Genomic DNA, 25,897 nt, shown 5'->3' with positions numbered 1-25,897 from the left:
ACCACACTCAACTGTGGTTGGCTCATCTAAAAATCGCTGGTACGTGATTTAAGACAGCATGGGGAGTGCCGGAGCGGACTCAGCAGACTACGAAACACTATATAACTTGGCTCGGCTGCTTCCAATATTACGAATGTGGCAAAAATTACATATCCCTATCGGCATGTCGAGTATCCTGTGAATCTGGTATTTACTCTCGAAGTCGGTGTGAGGATCGGTGTCTAAAATGTCTAATACTACTTTTAAGTGGAAGTCGTTGCTAACTGCTCCTGCTGGTGTTTGGGCAGCAATTTTTGTATCGGGTATGGCAGCGGGGCTGTTGCCCTCTGGATCGGCGGCGGCTGAAGTTCAGCAATCTGCACAATCTCTCGAAACGCCCAATTTACAGATCTCATCAGATCCAGTTTCAATAGATCAGATTTCAACCGCTGCCAGTTTCGATAGTGTTACTTTTGACAGTGCTATTACCCAGGATGAGACGGAAGTTGATCAGGTCACTTCAGTTTCTCAACTCACCGACGTTAGACCAACGGACTGGGCATTTCAAGCTTTACAATCCCTGGTAGAACGCTACGGTTGTATTGTCGGCTATCCCGACAGAACCTACCGGGGCAACCGTGCCCTGAGTCGTTATGAGTTTGCTGCCGGTGTCAATGCCTGTCTTGATCGGATTACTGAGCTAATAACTGCGGCAACCAGTGATCTGGTCCGAAAAGAAGACTTGTTGGCATTGCAAAGGCTCCAGGAAGAATTTGCCGCGGAACTGGCAGTTTTGCGAGGCAGGGTTGATCAACTGGAAGTCCGTACCACCACTCTGGAAAGACAACAGTTCTCTACCACAACGAAGCTCAGTGGACTGACATGGTTCAATGTCACAGGAGCCACTGCGAGCCGTAATGTTTTGTATGAAGGGGTTCCTGGTGCCCCTGCCCAGGCAAGGTTTGCGGGTGCCCGATCTGCGCTCACGGGTGCTCCCATCGTTTTGTCAACAGGCGATCCTGAAATCACCTTCAGCTTCCTGACTTGGCTAACGCTGAATACTTCCTTCTCGGGCAAAGACCAGTTGGTGACTCAACTAACGGCTGGAAACGGCATTTCTCCTGCAAACCAGTATGCCTCAGCCGGGTTCTTCAATTCTTACGGAGTGCCGTTTACCGACCAGACCGCAGGAACAGTCAATGGTCGCAGCGATTTTGTCATCCACGATTTGTTTTATAGCTTTCCGTTGAATGACTCCATGAAGGTCACGGTTGGTCCCCGTGTCAACTGGTATCGCCACTTTGACTTCAACCGCTACACGTTCTTCCTCACGGGTGCCAGCAGCTTCGACTCCATCGGCAGCACCCAGACCAACGCGATCGACCGGGGTTCGGGTCTGGTGTTTGAATGGAACATTAGTAAACAGTTCCGGTTTGCGGCTGCCTACCTGGGTGAAAACACGGAGTTCTTACCCAGCCAATTTGGTTTCAACACCTCCAGTAATCCAAACTTTGGACTGTTTGGCGGTACCAATACTTCGACCGCTGAACTAACCTTCTCGCCTACGGATACAATCAACCTCCGCTTCCTGTACAACCACTCCAGGATTCAGGCTTATGGGGGTCAGGTGGGAGGTGCGATCGGTGAACCGATTCCCTATGGCTATCTGGATGCCGGTCCTGGCTTCTCTGTGTTCGATCCATTGACTGGTTCAGTGTCTTCTGGTGGACTTAAGTACGCCTATGCCAACACGTTTTCAGTCAACTTCGATTGGGCAATCACCCCTGGATTTGGCATCTTTGGGCGCTATAACTATGCAACCACCCGACTCAAGCCGATTAATGGAACCGTCAGAAGCCAGTCCTTCCAGGTGGGGGTTGGCTTCCCAGATCTGTTGAAGAAGGGAGCTTTGGCGGTCGTCACCTACCTGGTGCCCATGGACATTTTGAGGGGGGACCAGTATTTTGCCTCTGGTTCAGGCAACGGCGGCACCATGTCTGAGTTGGAAGCCAGCTACTTTTTTCCCATTACCAACAACATCGCCCTCGTTCCGGCATTCTACGTGATCTTCAATGCCAACAACTTTGACAATAATCCCAACATTTATGTGGGGAATGTGCGGGCGCAGTTTAGTTTTTAGGGTTTAGTTGTTAGTTGTTGGTGATTAGAGGATCCTCATAATCACCAACAACTAACAACTTTTCCCAAACCGACCGGGCGAGAGTTGAGCAATCAGTTGATCCGGGGTTCCCGAAGCATTTTGGGCGAACCGTCTTGCCAGGGCAGGGACGATCGCCAGGGGGTTGCTGAAGCCAGAGAAGACATGCACACCTTGGGTTCCAGGAATGGCACCCACCAGGGGAAGGCGATCGCGGCTGAATGCAATTAAGCAGTGATGCCAGCGACCGGGTAAGTTTTCCAGAGCAGGCAGAATAGTGCCGACCCGGTCGCGGATTTCTGCTTCACTTTTTTGGGCAGAAACGGGAGCTTTGGGATCGGTCAGGACCCGGCTGACCTGTCCGATTCTAAGGGTGCCATCTTGAAGCTGAATGGCTCCGGCATCCAGAATATAGGGGGCGGGTTCATGACCGGGTTCGTCCCACAGGCTATCCAACTCTGACCGACTGGCATCGGCTTCGAGTTGAAAGCGTTGGGTATCTGCTGGCATCACCAATGTCCGCAGGGTAATCTCAACGGGTGGGGTTTCCACCAGTTCTGCATGGGTGAAATAAAGTTGCAGCGGAATGCCTGATTCCTTTAGCAGGGCACGACTGAGGGCACCCGCGCAGATCACGACATTGGCACAGGGGTAAGTTTCCTCCCTACAGATTACTCCAGTAACTTGAAAGGCTTGATTCCGCAGAAGCCCAGTTACCTGTGCTACTTGCACATTGCCCCCTAGTCGAACGAATGCCTGCGTATAAGCATGGGCGGTCACTTCTGGGGCAATATGTCCATGCTTCACGGTCAACGCTCCCGAGATCGCCTGGGGATTGAGTAGCGGCTCTAAGTCACAGGCTTCCTCCACGCTGACCAGACGAGGGGGATCTGCAAAATGAGCGTAGGATTGGGCAGTTACTTCAGGATCGGCATCGGGGGCGATCGTCAACACCAGATCCAGTTCTCGCAACTGGGTATCTGCTTCTAACTCCTCCGATAGCGTTTGGTGAATTGCCTTACCTTCTGCACAGATCTGACGGGTCAGCTCCGTTGTACCAGACCAGTAAGCCAAGCCACCATAGCCAAACCGGGTTGAACCCCGCAACCCATCGTTACGCTCCAGCAATAGCACTGAAAAGCCCTGTTTGGCTAATTCATAGCTCAGTGAAGCACCCGTAATTCCTGCTCCTACAACAATCCAGTCAAAGAGTTTCATTGGCGGACTAACAAATAGAAGTGACAAAATCTGATGATTTTTTCGTCGTTGCCTGTCTCAGACATGAGGCGATCGCCTCTGTAATTTACCTCACACAGCCCATCAACACAGTGATCCATTTATCTTTAATAAGCAAGAGCAAAGCCAACCACACCCCTGCCGCCCCTATCCATTTAAGCTTTTCCCCAAAAGCGATTTAAAACTTTACAGTTTTCAGCCCTGAATTTGCTTTGATCTCAGCGATTCCTCGATAGTTTTGCTTGAGTCACCTTTCTAAGATTAAGGAAGAAAATAATTTTTATGGGTCGCGCTACCAGAGTCATTTTTATTACCGTAAGTCGTCGTAGGCTGACAACAAAAATTGAATTGAACCGCCACAACCTGTTATGAAGAATACCCACATTGAGTTTGCGCGTCCGTTAAAGAATGAAATAAGGCTGAATCGACTCACCTTTGGATATGGTGAAACCCTGATGAGCGAACAGCGCTATGAAGCAGCCGTTCTCGTCTTCAGCCAAATCGTTGAAGCCCAGCCCACTAGCGCGATCGCTTGGTATAACCGGGGAGATGCTCTGGCACATCTGGAGCGTTATCAGGAAGCCCTATCCAGCTTTGAGCGGGCGATCGAGATTAACCCTGACTTCTATGCTGCCTGGACGATTCGAGGGGTGATGCTGATTTATTTGCAACAGCCAGAAGAAGCACTGCAAAGTTGTGAAAAAGCATTGGAGATTAATCCACGGCATAACGAAGCCTGGGTTTTTCGGGGTGCCGCCTTACAACGGTTGGAGCGGTATCAGGAAGCCTATGCCAGTTATGATGTTGCCCTTGGCAAAAAGCAGCAGTCAGTCTGGCAAACCATAGGGAACCTGCTGCGAAGCGTTAAGTGGCATCTCAACGCAACCTGAACATCAGCGATCGCATCTATTCTTATAGCAGGGGATAGGGTTTTGCCCTATCCCTTTTCACTGTTATAGTCGTAGCCATCAGAATTAGAACAGCGGAGACAACGCCAAACCTTATTCCCCTATTCTTTCCCCCTAACACCTACACCTGACATCTAACACCTGACACCTGCTATACATGTAGCCGTTTTCACTTGTATGAAGTACACTCCACACCCTATACCCTGGCTTAACAAGCTTTACCTCAGTTACAGCAATTTTCAATTGTGTATGCCACATTAATCTTCCGTTTCGTCCGAACGCACATGTATTTGCTGTGTGGCGCTCGTCTAAAAAATCGCTGTAAACGAGAATTGCTATAGCAGTTCAAATTTTTGAGATTCAGGCGAGGTAGAAATGGCTCAACAAACTGAAAAAGAAAAAATGCTGGCGAACGAACTCTATCTCGCGTCAGATCCAGAGTTGGCGGTTGAGAATAAACGGGCAGGGCGGCTCCTTCATACTTACAACCAGACTACTGTAGATCAACCGGAACAGCGACTAACAATTCTTCAGGAGCTACTGGGTGGCGTAGGAGTGGCTCCCCAAGTTGTGCCTCCCTTTCATTGTGATTACGGCAACAACATCTATGTCGGCGATCGCTTCTATATGAACTACGGTTGCGTGATTCTGGATTGCAACACAGTCCACATCGGCGATGATGTTCTCTGCGCTCCCTATGTCCAGATTTATACCGCCTATCATCCCGTGGATCCGGCTATACGCCTGACCGGGCGAGAACTGGCAGCACCGATCAAAATTGGCAACAATGTTTGGATAGGCGGTGGTGCCATCCTCTGTCCAGGCATCACGATTGGTGACAACACCACGATCGGAGCGGGCAGCGTCGTTGTCAACCATATTCCCGCTAATGTCGTTGCAGTAGGGAATCCCTGCCGGGTGATTCGGAATGTGTAGCAGGGGGCAGGGGCAGGGGAGAAGAGGGGCAGAGGGAGTACTGACCACTGACTAATGACCACTGACTAATGACCACTGACTAATGACCAAAATCTCCCCCTTATCTACCCAACCTTCCTAGAAACCCCTGCAAGCACCTGCTGGACTCGATCCAGTTCCAGGTCAGAAATGTAATCAACCGTCCAATTGGCGCGGCGTTGCAGCATGTGGTAAGGATAACTATTAGCAACCCCAACCACAGGAATACCTGCTCGTTTTGCCGCTTCAATCCCAGAAAAAGTGTCTTCAATTGCCAGACTCTCCTGAGGCTTCAGATTCAGCCCAGGAAATTTCTGGTTCAGGCGATCGATCGCCTTTAAATAGATGTCTGGTTCGGGTTTGCTAGGAATCCCCTCATCGCCAGAGACAATGACTGAAAAAAATTCACTCAGTCCTGCCCGTTGCAGCACCAGTTCAATTTCAGACCGGATGGCACCACTCACCACTGCCAGCTTGACCTTAGCTGCCCGCAGATTAAAAATAAAGTCATCTAACCCCGGATAGAGTGGAAACCTTTCCAGGGTTGCCAGTTCTTGCAGATAAAGTCTAGCTTTGCGAGCAATTAATTCCTCCAGCAAAGCATCATTAACAATTCGTCCCCGGTTGTTAAAAAGTTCCGTCAGGCAGGCGCGATCGTTTCTTCCCAGGCAAACCTGACGAAACTCTCCGGGCTTTGGACGCATATTTTCTTCAACCAAAAGCTGGTTCAGCAGTTTCTCATGAATTGGCTCGTCGTTGATGATGACACCATTGAAATCGAACAGGACAGCCTTGAGGGACATACAGCAAGGGAATGGATGGACAGTTACGAGTGGCTAATTGTTGGAAACCCTGGTCACCCATCACCAACCACTCACCACTCTCCTAACTCATAACCCATAACGGATAACCATTGCTACCCCATTGCCCACCGCCTGCTATCAATCGCTTCTACATCGGCAAACAGTTCGGTCTCCGTTAGCTGATGAGCTAGAGGTTTCACTCCGCGAGTGACCTGATGAACCAACCACACGTCTTGAGTCCGTACAGATCGAAAACCGGCTGCCCCCATCCAGGCATCCACACTTTCCGATGCATATCCCTGAATGTAGGGTTCTTCAAAAATCTGGGTTAACCATTCAGTTTGGCGCAGTACCTTCTGGTTGCCATCCAGGACAATGATTTCTCCTCCGACCGTTAACAGCCGGTAGCATTCCCGCAGAATTTTGCGGGCGATCGCCGGGGGGGTTTCATGAAAGACCAGCGAAACCGTGATCAGGTCAAAGGAGGCATCGGGAAACCCAGTCTTTTCGGCATTGCCATGCCGCCACTGAATGTTGAGCCGATCTTTTTTTGCTTTATAGTCTGCGACAACCAGCATATAAGGGGACAGGTCGAGTCCAATCACCTCAGAGTAGGGAAAGGCGCGTTTCAGCATCAAACTAGTTGAGCCTGTGCCGCAACCCAGATCCAGAATCCGACGCGGTTGGGTCTGAATCGCATCAAGCAACGCCTGACGAACCAGTGGCTCCCCAGGTGGCAGGGCATACTGCGTAATCGGGTCATAGGAGACCGCTGCTTCGACACTGAGATAGCCCCCCTCAATGCTGTGAAAATTCTGGCTGGAGTAATATTCGGGATAGGTGAGGGTGGGGTTGCGGAGGCGATCGCTGGCAGTATCCCAATCGATACTTTCATAAAAGCGCCGCAATCCATCCTTATCGATTAAAAAGGTTTTGACGAAAGGAGCGAGGAATTGCTCAAAGATAGTGTCTTTGCGAACTGCCATAGCGTCTTTCGAGAATGGGTCTGATTTTCTGTCTCCTGACTCTTAGTGTACTGTGGCTGCTCTTATCCTGGGTTGGGAAAGCTGGGTGAACATTTGGCTTTTTGGATAAAATAATTATGACAAACCGATGCACCCTGGTTTTAGCGATTAGTCTCGGCATTCTGGTAACATGCTCCTGGCAAATGGCTATTGCTCAACCATTCCGAGCCGACTGCCCGACTTTGAAAGAAGCGATGTTAAGCCCCCAGCGGTCCGAGAGGATTCGCGCTAGGATTCATCAGAAATACAAGCCCAAAGGGGAAGACGGAGCTTATAATCTGGTCATGATGGGTCGGTATGGCATGGCAGGCTGGTATAACAAAGCTGCGGGAACAATAACCCCAATGGCGATTTTAGTGGATGGCGATCGCGTGGAGAGCCATATGCTCAATCCCTACTCAATCAACCGTTTGCTGAAGTTGGGGTACCCCCGTCGGACCGCCGAATGTTTGCAACAGTTGTTTAATGAGGCAGGAATTTAACCCTAGTACTCCATGACTTACAGCAGTTTTTAGATGCGTAGACTACAGCAAAGATGGGGAGTGGGGAGTAGGGAATCGTGTGGCTTAACCAATTGAAAATCGCTGTAAATTCAGCAACTATTCCCAGGGTTTCAGGTGGCAGGAACGGTAGCCAGATTTACGCCAAGCTCCACTATCTATTCCTGGTATTAACCCTGCGCCTTGACTTGCAACGCATACTGACGAAACCGTTCCAGGTCAGCGTAGAGGGTAGATTCTACAATTCGCCCCAGAAACAGCTTATCCATCAATTGAAACAAAAATCCCGGCGCAGAATAAGCGATCGACATTTTGACAATGCTGCCTGCTTCACCGCGATCGTAAAACCGAATTGCCCCCCGGTTTGGTAAACCATCTACCGACTCCCACTGCAAGATCTGGTTTTGAATCAGTTTGATCTCGCGGGATACCCAGGTAAAGTTCAACCCACCCGAAGCCAGCTTCCAGCGTGACAGCTCTGGATCTTCTTCCAAAATTTTGACCGATTCAATCCACTTCATCCAGCGTGGCATTTGTTCCAGATCTGCCCACAAACTCCACACCAGATCGATGGGCGCATCAATTTCAATTTGAACTGTGTGTTCTAACCAGTCGGACATAAGAGGGGCAGGGCAGCAGGTTACAGAATATTATGGAATACAGATTACAGGAGATAGGGGCAGGGAGCGACCAAACCCTTCTCATGCTGGAATGTCCTCACCGGCTACAAAATAGCAGAAAGAGGCTGCTGGGAGTGGCGGAAGCGAAGGGCGCAACCTCATCCCCATCACCACAATAGTGACATTTTAAGGGTTTGCACTTTAATCGTGCAAGGCGTGGGGTAGGGGAGAGTGGGCGGCAATGCTCACTCCGCAACTAATGGCAATGACCGCTGCGTGTGTGCCAGGAAGTTTCTAAAGAATTCCGTATTGTTTCCCTATCTGACTGAATGCTTCGACACACCGATCAAGATGCTCACGGGTATGTGCCGCAGAAATTTGTACGCGAATCCGAGCAAGTCCCTGGGGCACCACAGGGTAACTGAATCCAATCACATAAATGCCTTCTTCTAACAAATCTCGTGCCATATCGGTTGCCAACTGAGCATCATAGAGCATGATTGGCACAATCGGATGAATACCTGGTTTGATTTCAAAGCCACGATCGCCGATTTGTTGACGAAAGTAGCGGGTGCTGCCCATTAAGCGACTACGCAAATTCTGAGTTTTACTCAGTATGTCCAGCACTTTAAGGCTGGTGTAGACGATCGCGGGTGCCAGAGTATTGGAAAACAGGTAAGGGCGCGATCGCTGCCGCAACAGATCCACAATTTCCTGGCGGGCAGCGGTAAAACCACCCGATGCCCCTCCCAGCGCTTTGCCTAAGGTGCTGGTCAGGATATCCACTCGTCCCATAACGCCCCAATGCTCAACGGAACCCCGTCCTGTTTGTCCTAAAACCCCTGTTGCATGGCTGTCATCCACCATCACAAGGGCGTTGTATTTTTCAGCCAGGTCACAGATATGCTTCAGGTTAGCGATCGAACCATCCATACTGAAAACGCCATCCGTCGCAATCAGCCGAATTCTTGCCGGTTGGGACTCCTGGAGCGCATGTTCCAACTCCTGCATGTCATTGTGGGCAAATCGATAACGTTTTGCCTTACATAAACGAATGCCATCAATGATGCTGGCATGATTCAGCGAGTCACTCATCACGGCACAGTCCGCATCCAGCAAGGTTTCAAATAAACCTGCATTCGCATCAAAACAGGAGGTGTATAGAATGGCATCTTCGGTACCCAAAAACTCGGCTATCTTTGCCTCCAATTCTTTATGGATCGTTTGGGTACCACAGATAAACCGGACAGAAGACAACCCAAACCCATAGCGGGCAATGCCTTCCTGGGCAGCCGCAAGCACCTCTGGGTGGTTGGCAAGCCCCAGGTAATTGTTGGCGCAGAAATTAATCACTTCCTGCCCGGTCTGAAGCCGAATCTCGGCATCCTGGGGAGATGCCAGAACCCGCTCGGTTTTGGCTAAACCCAATTGGCGAATCTCTTCCAGAATAGGTTTGAAAACAGAAGGTGTCTTGGTAAGCATGGTTGCCTCCGGGAGGAGTGAAGTGAAGCGGGGCAGGCAGGGGGCAAAGGGGAACTGTTAGTTGTTAGTGGAGCCTCCAGACCTCCGAGGTTTTCAAAACTTCGGAGGTCTAATCCCGACGAAATCATCTTTGACTTTCAACTTTCAACTCTCAACTTTCAACTTTCAACTTCTCCCCCTTCCCCTGCCTCAATTTCGTCAACATATCTGCAACCATGTCAGCCATCTCGTATTGATGGTTCCAACCCCAATCTGCCCGTGCTCTGGAGTCGTCAATGATGGAGGGCCACGAGTCTGCGATCGCCTGCCGAAAATCGGGCATGTAATTACAGGTGAACGCCGGTAAATGTTTCTGAATTTCCGTCGCGAGTTCTTCGGCTGAAAAGCTGACGGCTGCAACGTTATAGCTAGAGCGGATTTTGATCCTGGTGGGATCGGCTTGCATCAGCCCCAAAATTGCATGAATGGCATCTGGCATATACATCATGGGCAGCCGAGTATCGGGACGCACAAAACAGGTGTAGCTCTGATACTTGAGTGCATGGTGAAAGATCTCAACGGCAAAGTCGGTGGTACCGCCGCCCGGTGGAGTATGGTAGCTGATGATTCCGGGTAAGCGTAGGCTGCGAACATCGACTCCCCAACGATGAGCGTAATAATGACAGAGCAGTTCTCCAGTCACTTTTGTAATGCCATACATCGTACACGGATCTTCGATCGTGATCTGGGGGGTTTCCAGTTTGGGTGTGTGTGGTCCAAAAACCGCGATCGAACTGGGGAAGAATACTTTAATGGTAAAGGCTTTTGCGATTTCCAGGACATTTCTCAGTCCGTTGATATTAATGTCCCAGCACTGATCAGGATATTGCTCTCCCCTCGCTGACAGCAGACTTGCCAGATGATAAATCGTGTCAATTTGATAATCCTTAACCAGGGCTTGCAGGTGTGTCTGGTCTGTGACATCCAGAACTTCATAATGCGAACCGTTGGTTTTTGATGGCGGAGAACGTCCACTTTCAATCACCTGATCTGCTCCATAGCGCTGACGCAAAGCTAATACCAGGTCACTTCCCAGTTGACCTCTGGCTCCCGTCACCAAAATTTTGTTCATTTCTGTCAGTCCTAAAGAACATTCACCAGTTTCTTCATCCCGACCAATTCATCCAGCACGTTCAACAGACGGTGAATCTCTTCAACGGTGTTGTAGTGAACCAGACCGAGTCGCAGCAATCCACCGCTGGATTCAATGCCTAGAGCTTCGGTCAGATTCACTGCATAGAAGTTGCCGTTCCAGGCATAAATGCCGCGATCGCCCAGTTCCTTAGCTGCCTCGTGGGGAGTATAGCCCTCAATCCGAATGCCTACGGTAGGAGTACGCCAGTGGAGGCGATCGGGGTCAGTGATGCCATACACCTTCACACCGGGATTTTCCAGCAAACCCGCCATTAACACCCGGCTCAAGGTCTGCTCATAGGACTGAACGGCCGTTAAAGCCGCTAACAGGGCTTCTCGACGACCCTGGGCAGATGGAGAAACTCCCTGACCCAGTTGAGTCAGGTAATGGATCGTTGCAATTAAGCCTGCGATGCCTTCGTAATTCTGCGTGCCCAACTCCCAACGGAAAGGTACGTCGTCCGGGGCTGGACGCGGTTTGTAGGGACGGAACCGCGCTAAATGCTCGCGCTTGCCGTAGAGAATGCCCACATGGGGACCGAAGAATTTGTAAGCAGAGCAGGCGAGAAAGTCACAGTCCAGCGATCGCACATCCATCACCCCATGAGGGGCGTAGTGAACGGCATCGACAAACACCATCGCCCCTACCTGGTGTGCCATTTGAGTAATGGTTGCCAGGTCATTAATGGTGCCAACCGCATTAGAGGCATAGCCCACCGCGACTAACCGGGTTCGTGCATTCAACAACTGCTCCAGATGAACCAGATCCAGGGTGCAGTCTTCCCAATGGAGGTCGATCGCCCGAACAATCACACCCTGAGCTTCTAACGCCTTCCAGGAAGCAACATTGGCATCGTGGTCGAGTTTCGTGACGATGATTTCATCGCCGGGATGCAGTTCCCGCCCAATGGCACGACTGATGGCAAAGGTGAGGGTCGTCATGTTCGCCCCAAACACCACCTCATCCGGTTCACAGCCTAACAAGTCAGCGACCGACTGTCGGGCTGAGGTTACCAGAGCATCAGTTTGCTGACTGGTTGAAAAGGCTCCATGCGCATTTGCATTGGAGTAAAGCAGGTAATGGCTCATAGCCTCCACCACCGTTCCTGGCACCTGGGTTCCACCCGGTCCATCCAGAAAAGTAACCGGCTGACCGTCCACAGACTGAGCCAATGCCGGAAACTGGCTGCGAATCCAGCCAAGGTCAAGCGCATGCATAGCAATCTCCTCTCAGTGGGCAGAGTGAACTCTCCTGTCTTCTAACCTTCCTCTGGCGGGAACAACCCAGGGCAGGTAAACACAAACACATCCCGAACTCCCAGATCAGATGTACTTGCGCCCACGGGAGATGTGTAGTGGAAATACTGATCGTCCTTAAACACTAAGAACTCACCGGGATGGAGCACTTTGCTAATCGCGGGCTTGCCCTGCTTATCTTTATAAAGATGGGTTTCACCTCCTTCAATGCCTTCCCGGTAGACAGAAAAAATACCTACCAGATCGACTCCATCCCGGTGAACGCCTTCCGGTGCAGGATTACCAATCTGTTGAGAGGTTGCGGTTGTCCTGATCTGGTGAACAGCGACTTCGTTGCGATCGGTACATAGCTGGCAGAACTGGAAAAATTCCCAAACTACTTTTTGAAAGTCTTCCAATTCAATCAAACCGTCCTCTAATTCTTCGTATTCTCTAGCAACATCGCCTAACAGCGGATTGTAATCTCTTGACTGAAATAAACGCCGATGGGGAAGGGTGATTAAGCGATCGCCCTCAATCCGGAAATGAGAGAGCCGCCGGAAGCGGTAATTACCTGCCAAATAGGGATCTGCTGGAAGATGATCAAAAAATTGCTTGAACGGTTCAAGTTGAATCTCAGTCAACATTTCCAAAACATAACTAGCCAGACAGTTCAACTCTTTTGGCTTAAATAAATTCAGCATATTTTTAATTTCCTCAGTTTGAATCGACATCAGCAAAAAATAGTAATTGCTGATCTCAAATCAGCTAGGTGTTCACTCAAATCATGGGAAGCAGCATGAAACGCTGTATCGTTGCAACAGCAAAACCTGGAAATACCACCTCATCCATATTGTTCTGGAATTTGGATCGTTCTGGAATTTAGGTTTTGAGGACGATATAGATGAGAATCATTTCCCCAAAGCCTTTCCACCAAAAGGATTACAACAAACAACACAGTCACAACAATGCCCTAACACGATTTACTTTGCACTCATTGACTGCCAGGAATAAGCAATGCCTGAGTTCAATAGAATCGCTAAAAACTAAGCTTTTATTTAATCGGGTTCACTGACTTAATTGTAATTATATTTTTTAGGATTGTCGATCCCAAGCCAGTCAAAGGTAGTTCTTTAAGGACTCTTCATAACTTTACGTTTTAACCCACTGACTGCCACTGCTTTTCTTACGAAAAAAGTAACCGCTATAACTAATACAATTTATTGATTTTTAACAATCAATCTTCTATTAGAAATACTTTTAAGAAAAGCAATCTATAGCGTTTTTGAAGCCAGTGAGGTACATGGATAGCCGTAAAGCCATTGAGTCAAATAGATGAGATGTATCTCACCCAGAAAGGAAACGCTATAGCTGATTAATGTATCTAAAACTACGCACAGCAACCAACCTAAGCTAGATCCCTAGCTTTTTCCAAATAAATCGGCATCTGAGTTGACTGTGCCGGACTGATCTGAACACTGCTGTAATTAGTCCCACCGATTTACACCGTCAGTGACGAAGTGTTGAATTGGAATCGTCAGATCAATGCTCGGTTGTCCATAGTAGGCAGTTCTGAGGTTGGAAGCTTGCCGATGAAATATCAGATACAGCAACCGGGTGGCTAAAACGCCTGAAGCCATCAGTCTTTTTGCCGAATAGCTTTAGGAATCTTTAGAAAATGCAACAAAACCTGCGATAGATTTACGGATGTCAACTAGAAACCCAATCAATCACGATAAGGGTATTTCGTGATGTTGATAGTCTGGAAGACACGTAGCCAATGGTACTTTCCACAGAAAAGCCAGAAATTAGTCAAACCCTGGGACAAGGAGATCTACTGCAACGTATCGTCAATCGGATTCGTCAATCCCTGGAATTGCAAGAAATATTGGATGAAACGGTTGTTGAAGTACGATCGCACCTTCACACGGATCGGGTCAAGATCTATCAATTTCACGAAAATGGCAGTGGCGAAGTCATCGCAGAGTCAATCAATAGCAATCGCCTGCCTTCTCTGTTGGGGCTAAACTTTCCGGCAGATGATATCCCATCCCATGCCCGTGAAATGTTTGTCAGTGCCCGTCAACGTTCAATTGTTGATGTTAAGTCCCGGCAAATTGGTCTCAGTCCGCTCAACCAAACGGTCAATCAAGGATCTGGTGAGTTTGAAGAAATTGCCTACCGTCCGGTTGATCCTTGTCATATTGAATATCTGACGGCAATGGGTTTAAGTTCCTCCGTGGTTGTACCGATCATGCATCACGAGAAGCTGTGGGGACTGCTGGTATCGCACAATGTGAAACCTCGCGTCGTTGAGGAGCAAGAATTACAGTTTCTTCAGATGGTCGCAGACCAGGTTTCGGTTGCGATCGCCCAGTCAGCGATGCTATCCCAAACACGTCAGCAGGCACAGCGCGAGAAAACGATTAACCAGATCTCAGCATTGCTCCACTCCCAGCCCGATGTGCCCTTGCAGGCGGCTCTGGAAAAAATGGTTGAGGCATTTCACGGAAGTGGAGGCAGACTTTACATCCTTTCTAAGGATGAAACGCAGCCAGTAAAAAGCCTGACCGTTGGCACCCAGCCAGCTTCCCTTGATACTATTACCCCAGCCATCGAACAACTTGCCTGCTGGCAAACCTTTTTTACCCCCGAAGCCAATCCCTCAGCCCGATCTCACATTTGGGCGATCGCAGATTTTTATCAGCAGCCAGAACTGCGGACTTTAACCGCCCTGTTTCGTTCAACTCCAATTCGGGGAGTGTTGGTGATTGCCCTACAATATCATCGGCAATTTTTGGGCTATCTCAGTATATTCCGCAATGAACTTGATACAGAAAAGCTATGGGCGGGAGAGTTCAACCCTGACCAGCGTCAGATCCAACCTCGCAATTCCTTTGAAGCCTGGAGAGAATCGAAAAAAGGGCAGGCACCAGCCTGGCTGAGTGATGACCTGGAACTGGCGCAGGCATTGGCAGAACATTTCTCAATGGCAATTCAGCAGCATCAGCTCTACCTGCAAATTTCTGCCCTGAATATTGGACTTGAGCAGCAAGTTGAAGATCGCACGATTGAACTGCAACGAGCCGCAGAACAGCAACAAGCTCTGCTCGATGTCGTAATCAAAATTCGAGAATCCCTGGATGTCAAAACGATTTTCCAAATCACCTGCCAGGAAGTTTGCCAACTGCTAAGCGTAGACCGGGTTGCGGTATACCGTTTTAATCCTGATTGGAGCGGAGAATTTGTAGGAGACTTTGAGTCGTTAAGCCCCGGTTGGAGCAGTAGCTTGCCCTTAGGGATCAATACCGTATGGGCTGACACCCACTTGCAGGAAACCCAGGGCGGACGCTATCGCCACAATGAAACCTTTGCCGTTAATGACATCTACAAAATAGGACATTCTGACTGCCACGTTGAGATCCTGGAGCAGTTTGGGATTATGGCGTATGCGATCGCCCCAATTTTTGTTGGGCAGAACTTGTGGGGGCTGCTGGCGGTCTATCAAAACGCAGGTCCGCGCCAGTGGGAACCTTCTGAACTAAAGTTCCTCACCCAAATCGGAGTGCAGCTTGGAGTTGCGCTGCATCAGGTAGAGTTGTTGACTCAAACCCGGCAGCAGGCTGAACAATTAACCAACACCCTGAGTGAACTCCAGCAGGCACAGACTCATCTAATTCAAACCGAGAAAATGTCTAGCCTGGGTCAACTGGTGGCTGGAGTTGCCCACGAAATTAACAATCCAGTCAATTTCATCTATGGCAACCTGAACCATGCCACGGACTACACCAGTGAACTGCTGGACTTGTTGCAACTTTACCAGCAGCACTATCCCAACCCAGTGGATGAGGTGCGCGATCGCACCCGAGAAGTCGATGTCGATTTTCTGACCGATGATCTACCCAAAATTCTGTCGTCCATGAAAACCGGCGCAGACCGAATTCGCCAGATTGTTTTATCGCTTCGTAATTTCTCCCGGTTTGACCAGGCAGCGATTAAAGCGGTAGACATCCATGAAGGCATTGACAGTACGTTAATGATCTTGCAGCACCGGCTTAAAGCAAGACCCGATCACCCTGGCATTGAAGTGATTAAAGAATATGGCGATTTGCCCCCGGTCGAATGTTGCGCAGGGCAGCTCAATCAGGTGTTCATGAATCTTGTTAGCAATGCCATTGATGCCCTGGAAGAGAGTTCCAAATTCAAAGAGTTGAGTTCTGAGTTGAATCCCCCTCCCCTACGCCCTCTTCCCACCATCACCATCCGCACTCAAGTTGCCCACCGGGCAACCGGCTCGTTTGCTGTAATTCAAATTGCTGATAACGGAACTGGCATTCCCCCAGAAGCGAAGGAGCGTATCTTTGACCCATTCTTCACCACTAAACCTGTAGGGCAGGGAACTGGCTTAGGACTATCCATCAGTTACCAGATTGTGGCTGAAAGACACAGAGGTAAACTGCGATGCGAATCCGAGTCAGGTGAGGGGACACAATTTACGATTGAAATTCCGATCAAATAGCTTTACCTTGCCATTGCCTGCCATACTCGTTCTGGTGTCATAGGTAGTTGGGTTAAGCGAGCACCTGTTGCATGGGCGATCGCGTTGGCGATCGCGGGAGCCATGCAATTTGTGGTAATTTCGCCAACACCCTTTGCGCCAAAAGGACCGTGGGGATCCTGGGATTCCACTAGAAACACTTCCATGGGTGGCACATCGGCGGCTGTGGGAATGCGGTAGGAACGGAAGGCAGGATTGAGGATTTTACCCTGCTGATCGAACAACAGTTCTTCCATCAGGGCGTAGCCAATGCCCATTGCGCTACCCCCTGTAGCTTGCCCCAGACAGATGCGGGGATTGATTGCTTTTCCCAGGTCGATCGCCTGCACTGATCGCAAAACTGTGACCTTGCCTGTTTCTGTATCCACTTCCACTTCCACCCCCTGAACAGCAAAGGTCAGTGTTGATTCATCAGCAAAATATTCGGATTCGGCAGAGAGGAGGGGATGGGGAATAGCAGCTAGCTCCTTGAACGTAAGAGTTTTGCTGTTTGCCTGAAAGGTGCTATTGGCAACAACAACCTTTTCTGGCTCGGTCTGCAAATGGCTGGCTGCAAGTTCTAAAAGTTGGGAACGCAGCTTTTCGGCTGCCAATTTAGATGCCTGACCAGAGATGTAAAGGGTGGCTGAGGCGTAGGAACCAGCATCAAAGGGGGTTGTGTGGGTATCTGCCGTGATCATATCAATGTCAGTTACCGTAACTCCCAGAACCTGAGCCGCAATTTGGCGCAGGGTGGTGTCGGAGCCAGTGCCCACATCGACTGATCCTGTTCGCATACAGAAGCGACCATCTGGCTGGAGGGAAAGATTGACGCAGGCAGTATGAACCTTTGCCAGTCCGCTGCCCTGCATGGATACGGCAAATCCAATCCCACGCCGCAGATTGCCATCTATAACAGGCGGTTTACTGGGTGTGTACTCCATTGCTTGAAGCACTTTAGCAAAACACTCATCCAGGGCATAGCCGCCAATCAGATTAAAGTGGTCTTCTCCATGCCCGATCGCAATCACATCACCGGGACGAATTACATTCTGCTTCTGCACCGCAATTGGGTCAATTCCTAGCTGGGTAGCCATTTCGTCCAGCAGCGTTTCCATCGCAAAAATTCCTTGAGTCGCACCATACCCCCGAAACGCACCAGCGGGCATGGTGTTAGTGTAAACGGCGTAGCCCAAAAAGCGTTTATTAGGACAACGGTACATTCCAATCGACTCGTTGCCGGTTAAGAAAACGACGACACAGCCGTGGTTGCCATAGGCTCCCGTGTTGGCGATCGCCTCCATATCCATCGCAGTCAAAGTCCCATCTGCTTTGACTCCAAGCTTCAAACGAACCGTCATCCCATGGCGACTGTTGGTGCAGGTAAACTCCTCTTGGCGAGTAAATTCCCACTGCACGGGTCGTCCCGTTCGCAACGTCGCCAGGGCACACAGGTCTTCACAGAGAATCTCTTGCTTATTACCAAAACCACCGCCAATTTTGGCTTTATAAACCCGCACTTTCTCCTTCGGCAAATCATACAGTTCTGACAGCACCCGCTGACAGTGGAAGGGTACCTGTGTACTGGAGCGCACCACCAGCGTTCCGTCCTCATCCATCCAACTGGTGCATATATGAGGCTCCAGATGAGTATGTTGCACCGCAGGCAGGCAATAGGTTTTCTCCAGCACCCGATCAGCATCGGCAAACCCCTGCTCCAGATCGCCGGACTCCATGGCGACATACCCGGCAATATTGCGACTGGCATCGGGAATCTGGGTGGATTCAGGTTCGTCGTGCAGGATGGGAGGTTGTGCAAGAGGGGGGAGAGGAGTGTTCGCCTTTGGCGTTCCCGCAGGGTGGGGAGAGGCGTGAGGGGTGATTTGCTTTTTTCCCATAGCCTCCACCGGATCAACCACATGGGGCAGGATTTCGTAGTCTACTTCGATCAACTGACAGGCTTTTTCCGCGATCGCGACTGAGTCGGCAACGACAGCAGCGACGCGATCGCCGATGAAGCGCACTTTGTAGTCCAGAATGTAGTGATCCAGGGGGTCGGGCACTGGGGCGGTATGGCCGGCGGTGGTATAGGCACGACGGGGCACATCTTCGTAAGTCAGGATTAGATGGACACCGGGGAGGGCTTTTGCTTGTTCTGTATTGATCCGGCGAATGATGGCGTGGGGGTGGGGCGATCGCAGCACTTTCATATGCAACAGTCCTGCGGGTGCCCAGTCTGAGGTATATACAGGTTTCCCTGTGACAATCTCAGGACCATCCTGCTTCGGAACGCTTTGCCCAATTTGAGCAGGGGGATGAGTACTCAGTTCCAAGTTTTGAATTACCTGCTCCTCTGCGTCACTGCTCCTTTGCCCGCCTGCGCCACTGCTCCCATCTTTTGCCTCCTTCCCCAACAGAATACTTTCAACCACAGCCTGATAACCTGTACATCGGCATAGGTTTCCTCGCATTGCCAGCCGCAGTTCGCTTTCACATTCAAACTTCACTTTTTCAGCACTCATTACCATGCCAGGTGTGCAGAACCCGCACTGAAAGCCCTGTTTCTCCAGGAAAGCCTGCTGCATCAAAGAAAGTTGCTCATCCTGTGCCAATCCTTCAATGGTGGTAATGAGATGCCCTTCAGCCCGCACCGCTGGATAAAGGCAGCTATGAACCGGATCGCCATCTAGCCAGACGGTACAGGCTCCACAGTCCCCAGACTGACAAACCCGGTGAACCCCTACCCAGCCCAGGTCGCGTAACAGGCTGAGCAGGCTAGTTCCAGGAGAACACCGCTCGGTCAAAGGCTGATTGTTGATTTTGAGGTTAATGGGGCGCATTGGGGGAGTGGGGAGTGAAAGTAGAAGTGGTTTTGAGTTTTGGATTTTGTTGATGTAGCGTTTTCTATGAAATTTGAGCGAGTTCTTGGATTGCCCGTGTAATTAATACTTCTGTAATGTGTTGACGATAAGTGGCGCTTGCCTTTGCGTCCTGGAGCCAGGGGAGCGATCGCCCCGCTTCAGCCACTTGCTCAGGTGTAGGAATCTCTGCAAACTCCAGCAGTTGCGGTGCTGGCACACAGGCTCCCAGACTAATCCGAATGGTATTCCTTTGGGGCTGACGGGCTACCATCACCAGGGAAAGCGCCGGATCGGTTGCCGCAATTCCAAACCGCTGCACATTGGTATGCCAGACCAGGGAAGCTTTCGGAATCAAAACTCGACGCAGCACTTCACCCGGTTGTAGGGCTGTTCTCTGAACTCCCAGTTGAAAATCTTTTGCCGCCATCAATCGGGCAACCCCATTGGGACTCCAAACTTCATAAGTTGCACCTAGCAGCACCATCAAGGGAGCCATCACACCCACTGCCAGGGCAAGGCAAAGGTTGCCCCCAATCGTTGCCAGATGGGTCACCTTAAACGAAGCTGCCAGAGCAGAAACCGCTCCCCCAAACGCCGCTGTCGCCCGCCACTCCGCTAACCACGGGTAGTTCAGCAGTTGAGCGAACGTGCAGGTCGCCCCGATCGCCACATAATCCGGCTCGATCTCAATCTCTGACCAGTTCAACGGCTCCAGATCAACCAGCGTATTCAGCGCAGGCTGAGGTTCAGAAAATAGCCACGTTCCTCCAGCTAACCATGCCCATCCCGGTTCCCAAGTGGGAACAGACTCCAGATTAGATGGGCGCAGATACGTTTCAACCGTGTGCAGATCCATGTTTGAAGTAAAAGAGGGGAAGTGGTGAAGAGTAGGGAGTGAAGTGAAGCATTGAGAGCTAAAAGTGAAGAGGTAAAAGTTGAGAGGCTTAAGTTGCAAAGATTACAAGCTACTGACTCTTGAATTCCGACTCCTGAATTCTGACTCCTGAATTCTCCTACAACCTGACATCTGGCACCTAACACCTAACACTTAACACCTCAGCTAGATTACAGAGAAACCATCGCAAAATTTGTAGTCAAAGCAACGCAAGGTTCAAGGGGTCGGGAATGGTTGAATTCTTCATCCTTCGTTCGGAATTGAGGTAATTGATGGGGAATTTAGGGAATAGGGAATCCTACAAGAGAATAAAACAACCTTTCCATGAAACCGAGAACCATGCCCCTTTCTGCCCATATCCATTCGCTGCAAACGCTGGTTATGTCTTTTCACCCGTTAATTGTGGTGGAAACTGTGGAAGAAGAGCGAGTGCAAAACCTTTTGCAGACAGCAGTTCAGGACATGAACATGCAGCTCTTTGAATGGAGTATTACTCAAGGGTTGGTGAGGTCACCCGGTTCTGCCGAAAATCGCTGGGTGGATGAATGTGCCCCGCCTGGTTCTCAGAAACCGGCTGCGTTTGAAGATACGGCGGATCCCCTTAAGGTTTTGAAATATATTCAGACAGCTACAGCCAAAGGAGTTTTTTGGCTCAAAGATTTTGCCCGTCATCTGGATGATGCTGAAATTGCCCGTCAGTTCCGGGAGGTGGTGCAGTTTTTTTCCCTGAACCGCTCGGCGATCGTCCTCACAGGAGACACCGTCAAGCTACCGCCTGAAATTGCCCACGATGCCGTTGACTTTGACCTGAAACTACCGGGACGGGATGAGTTGCAACAGGTTGTCTCAGATGTCATACGCTCCTTGCGGGTGAAGCACCGAGTCCAAATCGAACTTCAGGAACAGGATATACCGGCTCTGGTGCAGGCACTGACTGGAATGACCCTGAAACAGGCGCGGCAGGTGATTGCCTATGCCGCTTTAGAAGATGGCAAACTGACCCTTCAAGATGTAGGGCGGATCTTAAAGCGCAAAGCCCAGGTGATTCAGGAAGAGGGCGTATTGGAGTATTTTCCAGTCGAAGAAATGGCAGTAGATTTGGGTGGTTTTGCAGGGCTGAAGCAGTGGCTTAACCAGTCCCGGTTGGGGTTTAGTCCCCAGGCGCAGGCGCTCAACCTGAAGCCCCCGAAAGGCATTTTGATTGTAGGCATTCAGGGTTGTGGCAAGTCATTGGCAGCTAAGGCGATCGCCCGTGCCTGGAAAATGCCGCTCCTGAAACTAGATACGGGCAGACTCTACAACATGTATATTGGTGAGTCTGAGAAGAACCTGCGGCAGGCGATCGCCCTGGCAGAATCGATGGCACCGGCTGTATTATGGATTGACGAGATTGAGAAGGCATTAGGTAGCGGCACCAGCAGCGATGCGGATGGAGGGTTGAGTCGTCGCATGTTTGGCTCTTTTCTGACCTGGATGCAGGAAAAGTCCCAAGAGGTATTTGTGGTTGCCACCGCAAATGACATTACTGGGCTTCCTCCAGAACTACTTCGGAAAGGCCGTTTTGACGAAATCTTCTTTGTAGATTTGCCCGATGAGCGAGAGCGGACAACCATCTTGCAACTGCACCTGACCCGCCGCAAACAGGCTCCCCAACAGTTTGACCTGGCAGCCCTGGTTCAAGCAACCGATGGCTTTAGTGGGGCAGAGATCGAACAGGCAGTGATTGCAGCCCTTTACCGATCGCTCTACTTACAAAAGCCACTGGATACTACGATTTTGGTGGAAACCATTAAGACCACGATTCCCCTTTCCGTATCACGGCGAGAGGATTTGCAAAAGATGCGAATCATGGCTCAAGAGCGGTTTGTCAATGTTCGTTAGCGATCTCTCCGTAACCAGATTCCCCGCATTCCAGCGGTACAGGCAGCTTGATAGTCTTCTTCAAAACTGTCGCCAATGTGCCAGGCAGATTCAGGTCGGCAGTGGTGTTTCTGGCGGGCGATCGCAAATATCCTCGAATCCGGTTTTGCAGCACCCACCTCAGTCGAAATCGTGATTGAGGAAAAAAACTTTGCCAGGTCAAGTGCCTGCAATACCGAGTAGAGACGCGAATCAAAGTTTGACAACACGCCTAGTTGAACTCCCATTCCTTTCCACCGTTCCAAAGCCGGGTAGACATCGGGATAAAGAAACCAGGGGTCAGCCGTTGAAAAGTGGTGATAAAGGTGGAGAAAAAATTCGCCAAAGTTGGGAAAGGAATCAAAAGCCCCGGCTTGTTTAAAGGTATCAGTGGCGATCTCCAGCCACCAGGTAAACTCCTGTGCCTGCACCTCTGCCGGAACGGTTTCTGCAAAAGCAGGAGGTCCAGCCGCTTTGAATGCCTTAAAGAAAGCCTGGTTTAGCTCTGAAGCAGACACCTCCACTCCAAACCGACGCGCCATTTCTCCATAGATTCCTCCGACACTTCCCTGAATGCCAAATAGCGTTCCGACTGCATCCAAAAAAATTACTTCAGGCAATCGAGCATTTCTGTTCACACCGAATCCGTTCAACAAGCTACACCCTATACCCTACACTGATTAAGCCTTTATATTTAAGTCCAGATGCCAGGTGCCACGGGTCAAGGGTCAGAGGTGGAAGAAGAAAGGGCAGGGTGATTTTAGCTGTAATCTTTGGGCAAAATAGCACCCCTGAGGTTTGCGCCCAAAAGATTGACTCCTTTTAAGTTCGTTTCACTCAAATTGGCACCCCGCAGATCGGCTCCACTGAGAATTGCACCAGTGAAAACCGTCCCTGCCAATTTTGCCATTGCCAGATTAGCCTCACTTAGGTTAGCCCGACTCAAATCAGCATCGGTCAGGTCAGATCCCCGCAAATCGGCTCCCCGCAGCTTTGCGTTACAAAGAACTGTCCCAGCAAGATTGGCACTATTTAGCTCTGCCTCGGTCAGAATGGCTTCCTTCAAGTTCGCACCCGACAGAACAGTCCAACTCAAATTTGCACCGCTTAAGTTCGCTTCTCCCAACTCTCCACTTAAGACTGCCTGACAAAGGTAAGCACCCCGTAAATTAGCACTCCTCAAATTAATTTCCAGTAGTCTTGCATTACAAAGGTTTGCCCCCCACAGATGGGCATTGTTGAGATCTGCGTAGCTCAGATTAGCTCCGTTCAGATTAGCCTTGTTCAAGATTGCTTGGGCTAAGAGTGCTTTGCGGAGATCTGCATTAGCCAGGTTCGCCTCAGTCAGATTGGCTCCTTCTAAGTTAGCGTTATAAAGATTTGCCCCTGCTAACTGTGCATTCGTTAAGTCAGCTTCGGCTAAATTGGCACCGTCTAAACAGGCTTCTCTCAAAGCGGTGCCGCGCAAATTAGCTCCCCGCAGATCTGCCTGACTTAGATTAATTCCTTTCAGGTTTGCTCTGCTCAGGTTCACTCCCCACAGACTTACCTCAGTAAAGTCCCGTTCTCCTGCGGCATAGCGCTTCAGGAGTTCACTCGCACGCATGATCTAATCCTCGAACATGGTAGTTACCCCCTTGGCACAGTTGAATAGATTTCCTACAGAAGGGAGACGCCTCAAAATAAAAGGTCAACTTTTCCAACCCAATTACCCTCTGTAAGAAGTCAATTGCTTCATGTGCTTCGATTAAGTGTTCCCAAACGTGAGGGGTCATTCCCCTTACATCTAGATTCGTACTGCTGATAGTTGGCTGTTGGTTGCTGGTTGCTCCAGATACGACTCTTTTTCTTAGCAGATCCATAAGCGCTTGTTAAAAAGCGACTTCACAGCTCTGACGGGCTGTTAGTGATTAACTAGGCGCTAATAGCCGATCGCAGCTATTTCTTTATAGCCCCATCGGCTTTTAGGATCCGCTCTGGTTGGGCAATCACAGCTATGACGATTCTCAGACGAGTGCAGCCCAAACTAATACGAAAAAGCCTGACTGAATAAGCAGTTTGACCGTACACACAAATGGGAATTGCTGTAGTGCGATCGCAGCTAATTGAGGAGCAGAAGCTTTACAAATTCTCAATCCCGGCAACGGCATCCAGAATAGGACGAGTCATCCAGCCCACTCCTACCCGAAGCTGGTGCTCCAGAGTTGGCATCCGGTAGAGATATGCCAGACGACGGAAAGCATGGGCAAAAGGTCCATCCAGCTTCAGACCTAAAGCGGTTAGCGTGGCATTATCTGTTCCCAAGGTCATCATTTCGCCCACATGCTGATAGCGGAAGGGTAACAAGGGGCGATCGGTCAGCGATGCCCACAGGTTCCAGCCCAAATATTCAGCCTGCTGAAGGGCTGCTTGAGCCGTAATGGGCACTTGCTGCCCCTCTGCATCTTTGCAGTCTGCCAGATCGCCCAGAGCAAAGACATCCAGTTGATCAACAGCTTGTAGGGTAGGGGTTACTGTAACCCGCCCTGTCAGACTCTTTTTCAAAGGCAGAGCACTAATTACATCCGTCACGCGCGTCCCCACAGTCCACACGACAATTTCAACCGGAATGGTATCGGTGGTGCCCTTGTAGGTAAAGGAAAGGGTATCCGTAGTAATTGACTCAACGGTTGTTTCTAAATCAACCCAGATTCCCTTCTCTTCCAAAGCTTTTGTGGCGGCTTCCCGGTTAAAGTCCGTCGAAGTCCTGAGAATCTGATCGGTCATTTCAACCAGGCGAATACGCCCCCGTTCCTGGAGTCGGTCTGCAAGTTTGCAGGCAAGTTCTACTCCAGAGTAACCCCCGCCGACGATCGCCACCCGAATGCGATCGGCATCTGACTCTTCTAAAATCCGCAGACGTTCTTCCAATCGGTAAGCGTCAGCAATGGTGCGAAACGGCAGGGCATAGTCTAAAGCACCCGATACCCGATCTAAGGGAGTTTCTCCGCCCAAGCCCAGCACTAATCGGTCATAGGAGAGTTCAGGTCCATCCTGTAACTGAACCTGTTGTGCTTGCAGATCAATTCCCGTGACTTCGCTTTGATAGAACCGCACTCCGGTTCCTGCCAGTAATTCCTCAAACGGAGGTGCAATTTCCCAGGCTTGCAGTTCACCCGTCATCAATTCATACAGTAAGGGAGAAAAGAGGAAGCGATCGCTGCGATCGACCAGAACGATCTCTGGCTTTTCCTGTTTACTCCAGGGCAACTGACTTAACCGCAAAGCGGTGTAGAGACCTCCAAAGCCTCCACCCAAAATACAAATACGAGCAGATTGTTGAGTCATGGGTTTAATCAGAAGAGCAAACGCTGGAAGCAACTTCCTTTCAGGATAACAACTGGGCTTACCAACGGATGGATTGCAGAAAATTTTTAGGTTAAGGTAGGCTCTCACCCACTCACAAACCGATCCAACCGACCATTCCAACTTCAGCGTCCGTACCCACATATGAGACTGTAAATTAGTTTGTGTCAAAGGTCAAAAAACAAGATCTAATGAACTAATGAACAAAGGCACTAAACTATGACCTTTCGACCGGAACTCATTGACGAGTTGCTCAAAGAATATCGTACTCCCGAAGACCTAATGG

General features: G+C 50.0%; 21 protein-coding genes. 7 read left to right on the top strand and 14 right to left on the bottom strand.

From position 1 onward, the window contains the following. Nucleotides 1-226: 226 nt before the first annotated feature. Nucleotides 227-2,119 (top strand): iron uptake porin, encoded by a 1,893-nt coding sequence (locus AC1S52_RS15595; RefSeq protein ID WP_482029946.1) that lies wholly within the window; start codon nucleotides 227-229, stop codon nucleotides 2,117-2,119. 51 nt (nucleotides 2,120-2,170) lie between these two features. Here AC1S52_RS15595 and AC1S52_RS15590 read toward each other — a convergent pair whose 3' ends face one another. Beyond that, nucleotides 2,171-3,355 (bottom strand): NAD(P)/FAD-dependent oxidoreductase, encoded by a 1,185-nt coding sequence (locus AC1S52_RS15590; protein ID WP_482029945.1) that lies wholly within the window; start codon nucleotides 3,353-3,355, stop codon nucleotides 2,171-2,173. Between the two features lie 20 nt (nucleotides 3,356-3,375). On the opposite strand from AC1S52_RS15590, the gene AC1S52_RS15585 reads away from it, so the two are divergent. The 3 genes from AC1S52_RS15585 to AC1S52_RS15575 all read left to right on the top strand — a co-directional run bounded on the left by AC1S52_RS15585 (nucleotide 3,376) and on the right by AC1S52_RS15575 (nucleotide 5,217). After that, nucleotides 3,376-3,555: a hypothetical protein gene (locus tag AC1S52_RS15585; RefSeq protein ID WP_482029944.1), complete on the top strand. Its 180-nt coding sequence runs from the start codon at nucleotides 3,376-3,378 to the stop codon at nucleotides 3,553-3,555. 186 nt (nucleotides 3,556-3,741) lie between these two features. Continuing rightward, nucleotides 3,742-4,263 (top strand): tetratricopeptide repeat protein, encoded by a 522-nt coding sequence (locus AC1S52_RS15580; RefSeq protein WP_482029943.1) that lies wholly within the window; start codon nucleotides 3,742-3,744, stop codon nucleotides 4,261-4,263. Between the two features lie 393 nt (nucleotides 4,264-4,656). Then, on the top strand, nucleotides 4,657-5,217 hold the full coding sequence (locus AC1S52_RS15575) for a sugar O-acetyltransferase (protein WP_482029942.1): 561 nt from the start codon (nucleotides 4,657-4,659) through the stop codon (nucleotides 5,215-5,217). A gap of 104 nt (nucleotides 5,218-5,321) precedes the next feature. On the opposite strand, the gene AC1S52_RS15570 is transcribed toward AC1S52_RS15575, so the two are convergent. Then, the gene (locus AC1S52_RS15570) at nucleotides 5,322-6,038 is read right to left on the bottom strand and encodes an HAD family hydrolase (protein ID WP_482029941.1); all 717 of its coding nucleotides are present in this window, start codon (nucleotides 6,036-6,038) and stop codon (nucleotides 5,322-5,324) included. A gap of 113 nt (nucleotides 6,039-6,151) precedes the next feature. Beyond that, nucleotides 6,152-7,024 carry a class I SAM-dependent methyltransferase gene (locus AC1S52_RS15565; RefSeq protein WP_482029940.1) on the bottom strand — a complete coding sequence of 291 codons (873 nt, stop codon included), beginning with the start codon at nucleotides 7,022-7,024 and terminating at the stop codon, nucleotides 6,152-6,154. Nucleotides 7,025-7,140: 116 nt separating this feature from the next. Here AC1S52_RS15565 and AC1S52_RS15560 point away from each other — a divergent pair, with 116 nt between their 5' ends. Next, nucleotides 7,141-7,545: a hypothetical protein gene (locus AC1S52_RS15560; protein WP_482029939.1), complete on the top strand. Its 405-nt coding sequence runs from the start codon at nucleotides 7,141-7,143 to the stop codon at nucleotides 7,543-7,545. Nucleotides 7,546-7,733: 188 nt separating this feature from the next. Here AC1S52_RS15560 and AC1S52_RS15555 read toward each other — a convergent pair whose 3' ends face one another. From AC1S52_RS15555 to AC1S52_RS15530, 6 genes are all read right to left on the bottom strand, one after another. Next, on the bottom strand, nucleotides 7,734-8,183 hold the full coding sequence (locus tag AC1S52_RS15555) for an SRPBCC family protein (protein ID WP_482029938.1): 450 nt from the start codon (nucleotides 8,181-8,183) through the stop codon (nucleotides 7,734-7,736). Between the two features lie 294 nt (nucleotides 8,184-8,477). Then, nucleotides 8,478-9,665, bottom strand: coding sequence for a glycine C-acetyltransferase (gene kbl, locus AC1S52_RS15550; RefSeq protein WP_482029937.1), 1,188 nt, complete (start codon nucleotides 9,663-9,665; stop codon nucleotides 8,478-8,480). 151 nt (nucleotides 9,666-9,816) lie between these two features. Beyond that, on the bottom strand, nucleotides 9,817-10,776 hold the full coding sequence (locus AC1S52_RS15545; protein ID WP_482029936.1) for an NAD-dependent epimerase/dehydratase family protein: 960 nt from the start codon (nucleotides 10,774-10,776) through the stop codon (nucleotides 9,817-9,819). Between the two features lie 11 nt (nucleotides 10,777-10,787). Then, nucleotides 10,788-12,056, bottom strand: a complete 1,269-nt coding sequence (locus tag AC1S52_RS15540) for a cysteine desulfurase-like protein (RefSeq protein ID WP_482029935.1) — start codon at nucleotides 12,054-12,056, stop codon at nucleotides 10,788-10,790. A 41-nt stretch (nucleotides 12,057-12,097) separates the two neighbouring features. Continuing rightward, nucleotides 12,098-12,808 (bottom strand): 2OG-Fe dioxygenase family protein, encoded by a 711-nt coding sequence (locus AC1S52_RS15535; RefSeq protein ID WP_482029934.1) that lies wholly within the window; start codon nucleotides 12,806-12,808, stop codon nucleotides 12,098-12,100. A gap of 753 nt (nucleotides 12,809-13,561) precedes the next feature. After that, nucleotides 13,562-13,714, bottom strand: a complete 153-nt coding sequence (locus AC1S52_RS15530; RefSeq protein WP_482029933.1) for a hypothetical protein — start codon at nucleotides 13,712-13,714, stop codon at nucleotides 13,562-13,564. A 140-nt stretch (nucleotides 13,715-13,854) separates the two neighbouring features. Between AC1S52_RS15530 and AC1S52_RS15525 the strand changes: the two genes are divergently transcribed. Next, entirely contained in the window at nucleotides 13,855-16,593 is a 2,739-nt protein-coding gene (locus AC1S52_RS15525) for a GAF domain-containing sensor histidine kinase (RefSeq protein ID WP_482029932.1), read from the top strand. 2 nt (nucleotides 16,594-16,595) lie between these two features. On the opposite strand, the gene AC1S52_RS15520 is transcribed toward AC1S52_RS15525, so the two are convergent. Both AC1S52_RS15520 and AC1S52_RS15515 read right to left on the bottom strand, forming a co-directional pair. Continuing rightward, nucleotides 16,596-19,451 carry a molybdopterin-dependent oxidoreductase gene (locus AC1S52_RS15520; protein ID WP_482029931.1) on the bottom strand — a complete coding sequence of 952 codons (2,856 nt, stop codon included), beginning with the start codon at nucleotides 19,449-19,451 and terminating at the stop codon, nucleotides 16,596-16,598. A gap of 64 nt (nucleotides 19,452-19,515) precedes the next feature. Continuing rightward, nucleotides 19,516-20,328 (bottom strand): FAD binding domain-containing protein, encoded by an 813-nt coding sequence (locus AC1S52_RS15515; protein ID WP_482029930.1) that lies wholly within the window; start codon nucleotides 20,326-20,328, stop codon nucleotides 19,516-19,518. A 363-nt stretch (nucleotides 20,329-20,691) separates the two neighbouring features. On the opposite strand from AC1S52_RS15515, the gene AC1S52_RS15510 reads away from it, so the two are divergent. Beyond that, nucleotides 20,692-22,248 carry an AAA family ATPase gene (locus AC1S52_RS15510; protein ID WP_482029929.1) on the top strand — a complete coding sequence of 519 codons (1,557 nt, stop codon included), beginning with the start codon at nucleotides 20,692-20,694 and terminating at the stop codon, nucleotides 22,246-22,248. Here AC1S52_RS15510 and AC1S52_RS15505 read toward each other — a convergent pair. The 3 genes from AC1S52_RS15505 to AC1S52_RS15495 form a co-directional block, all read right to left on the bottom strand. Continuing rightward, the gene (locus AC1S52_RS15505; RefSeq protein WP_482029928.1) at nucleotides 22,245-22,904 is read right to left on the bottom strand and encodes an HAD-IA family hydrolase; all 660 of its coding nucleotides are present in this window, start codon (nucleotides 22,902-22,904) and stop codon (nucleotides 22,245-22,247) included. The two genes, AC1S52_RS15510 and AC1S52_RS15505, sit on opposite strands and share 4 nt — an antisense overlap. 122 nt (nucleotides 22,905-23,026) lie before the next feature. Continuing rightward, nucleotides 23,027-23,872 carry a pentapeptide repeat-containing protein gene (locus tag AC1S52_RS15500; protein ID WP_482029927.1) on the bottom strand — a complete coding sequence of 282 codons (846 nt, stop codon included), beginning with the start codon at nucleotides 23,870-23,872 and terminating at the stop codon, nucleotides 23,027-23,029. 515 nt (nucleotides 23,873-24,387) lie between these two features. Beyond that, nucleotides 24,388-25,593, bottom strand: coding sequence for an NAD(P)/FAD-dependent oxidoreductase (locus tag AC1S52_RS15495; protein WP_482029926.1), 1,206 nt, complete (start codon nucleotides 25,591-25,593; stop codon nucleotides 24,388-24,390). Between the last annotated feature and the right edge of the window lie 304 nt (nucleotides 25,594-25,897).

This window comes from Kovacikia sp. CALU 1929 (assembly GCF_056784235.1).
This window is presented reverse-complemented; position numbering and strand designations above follow the sequence as displayed.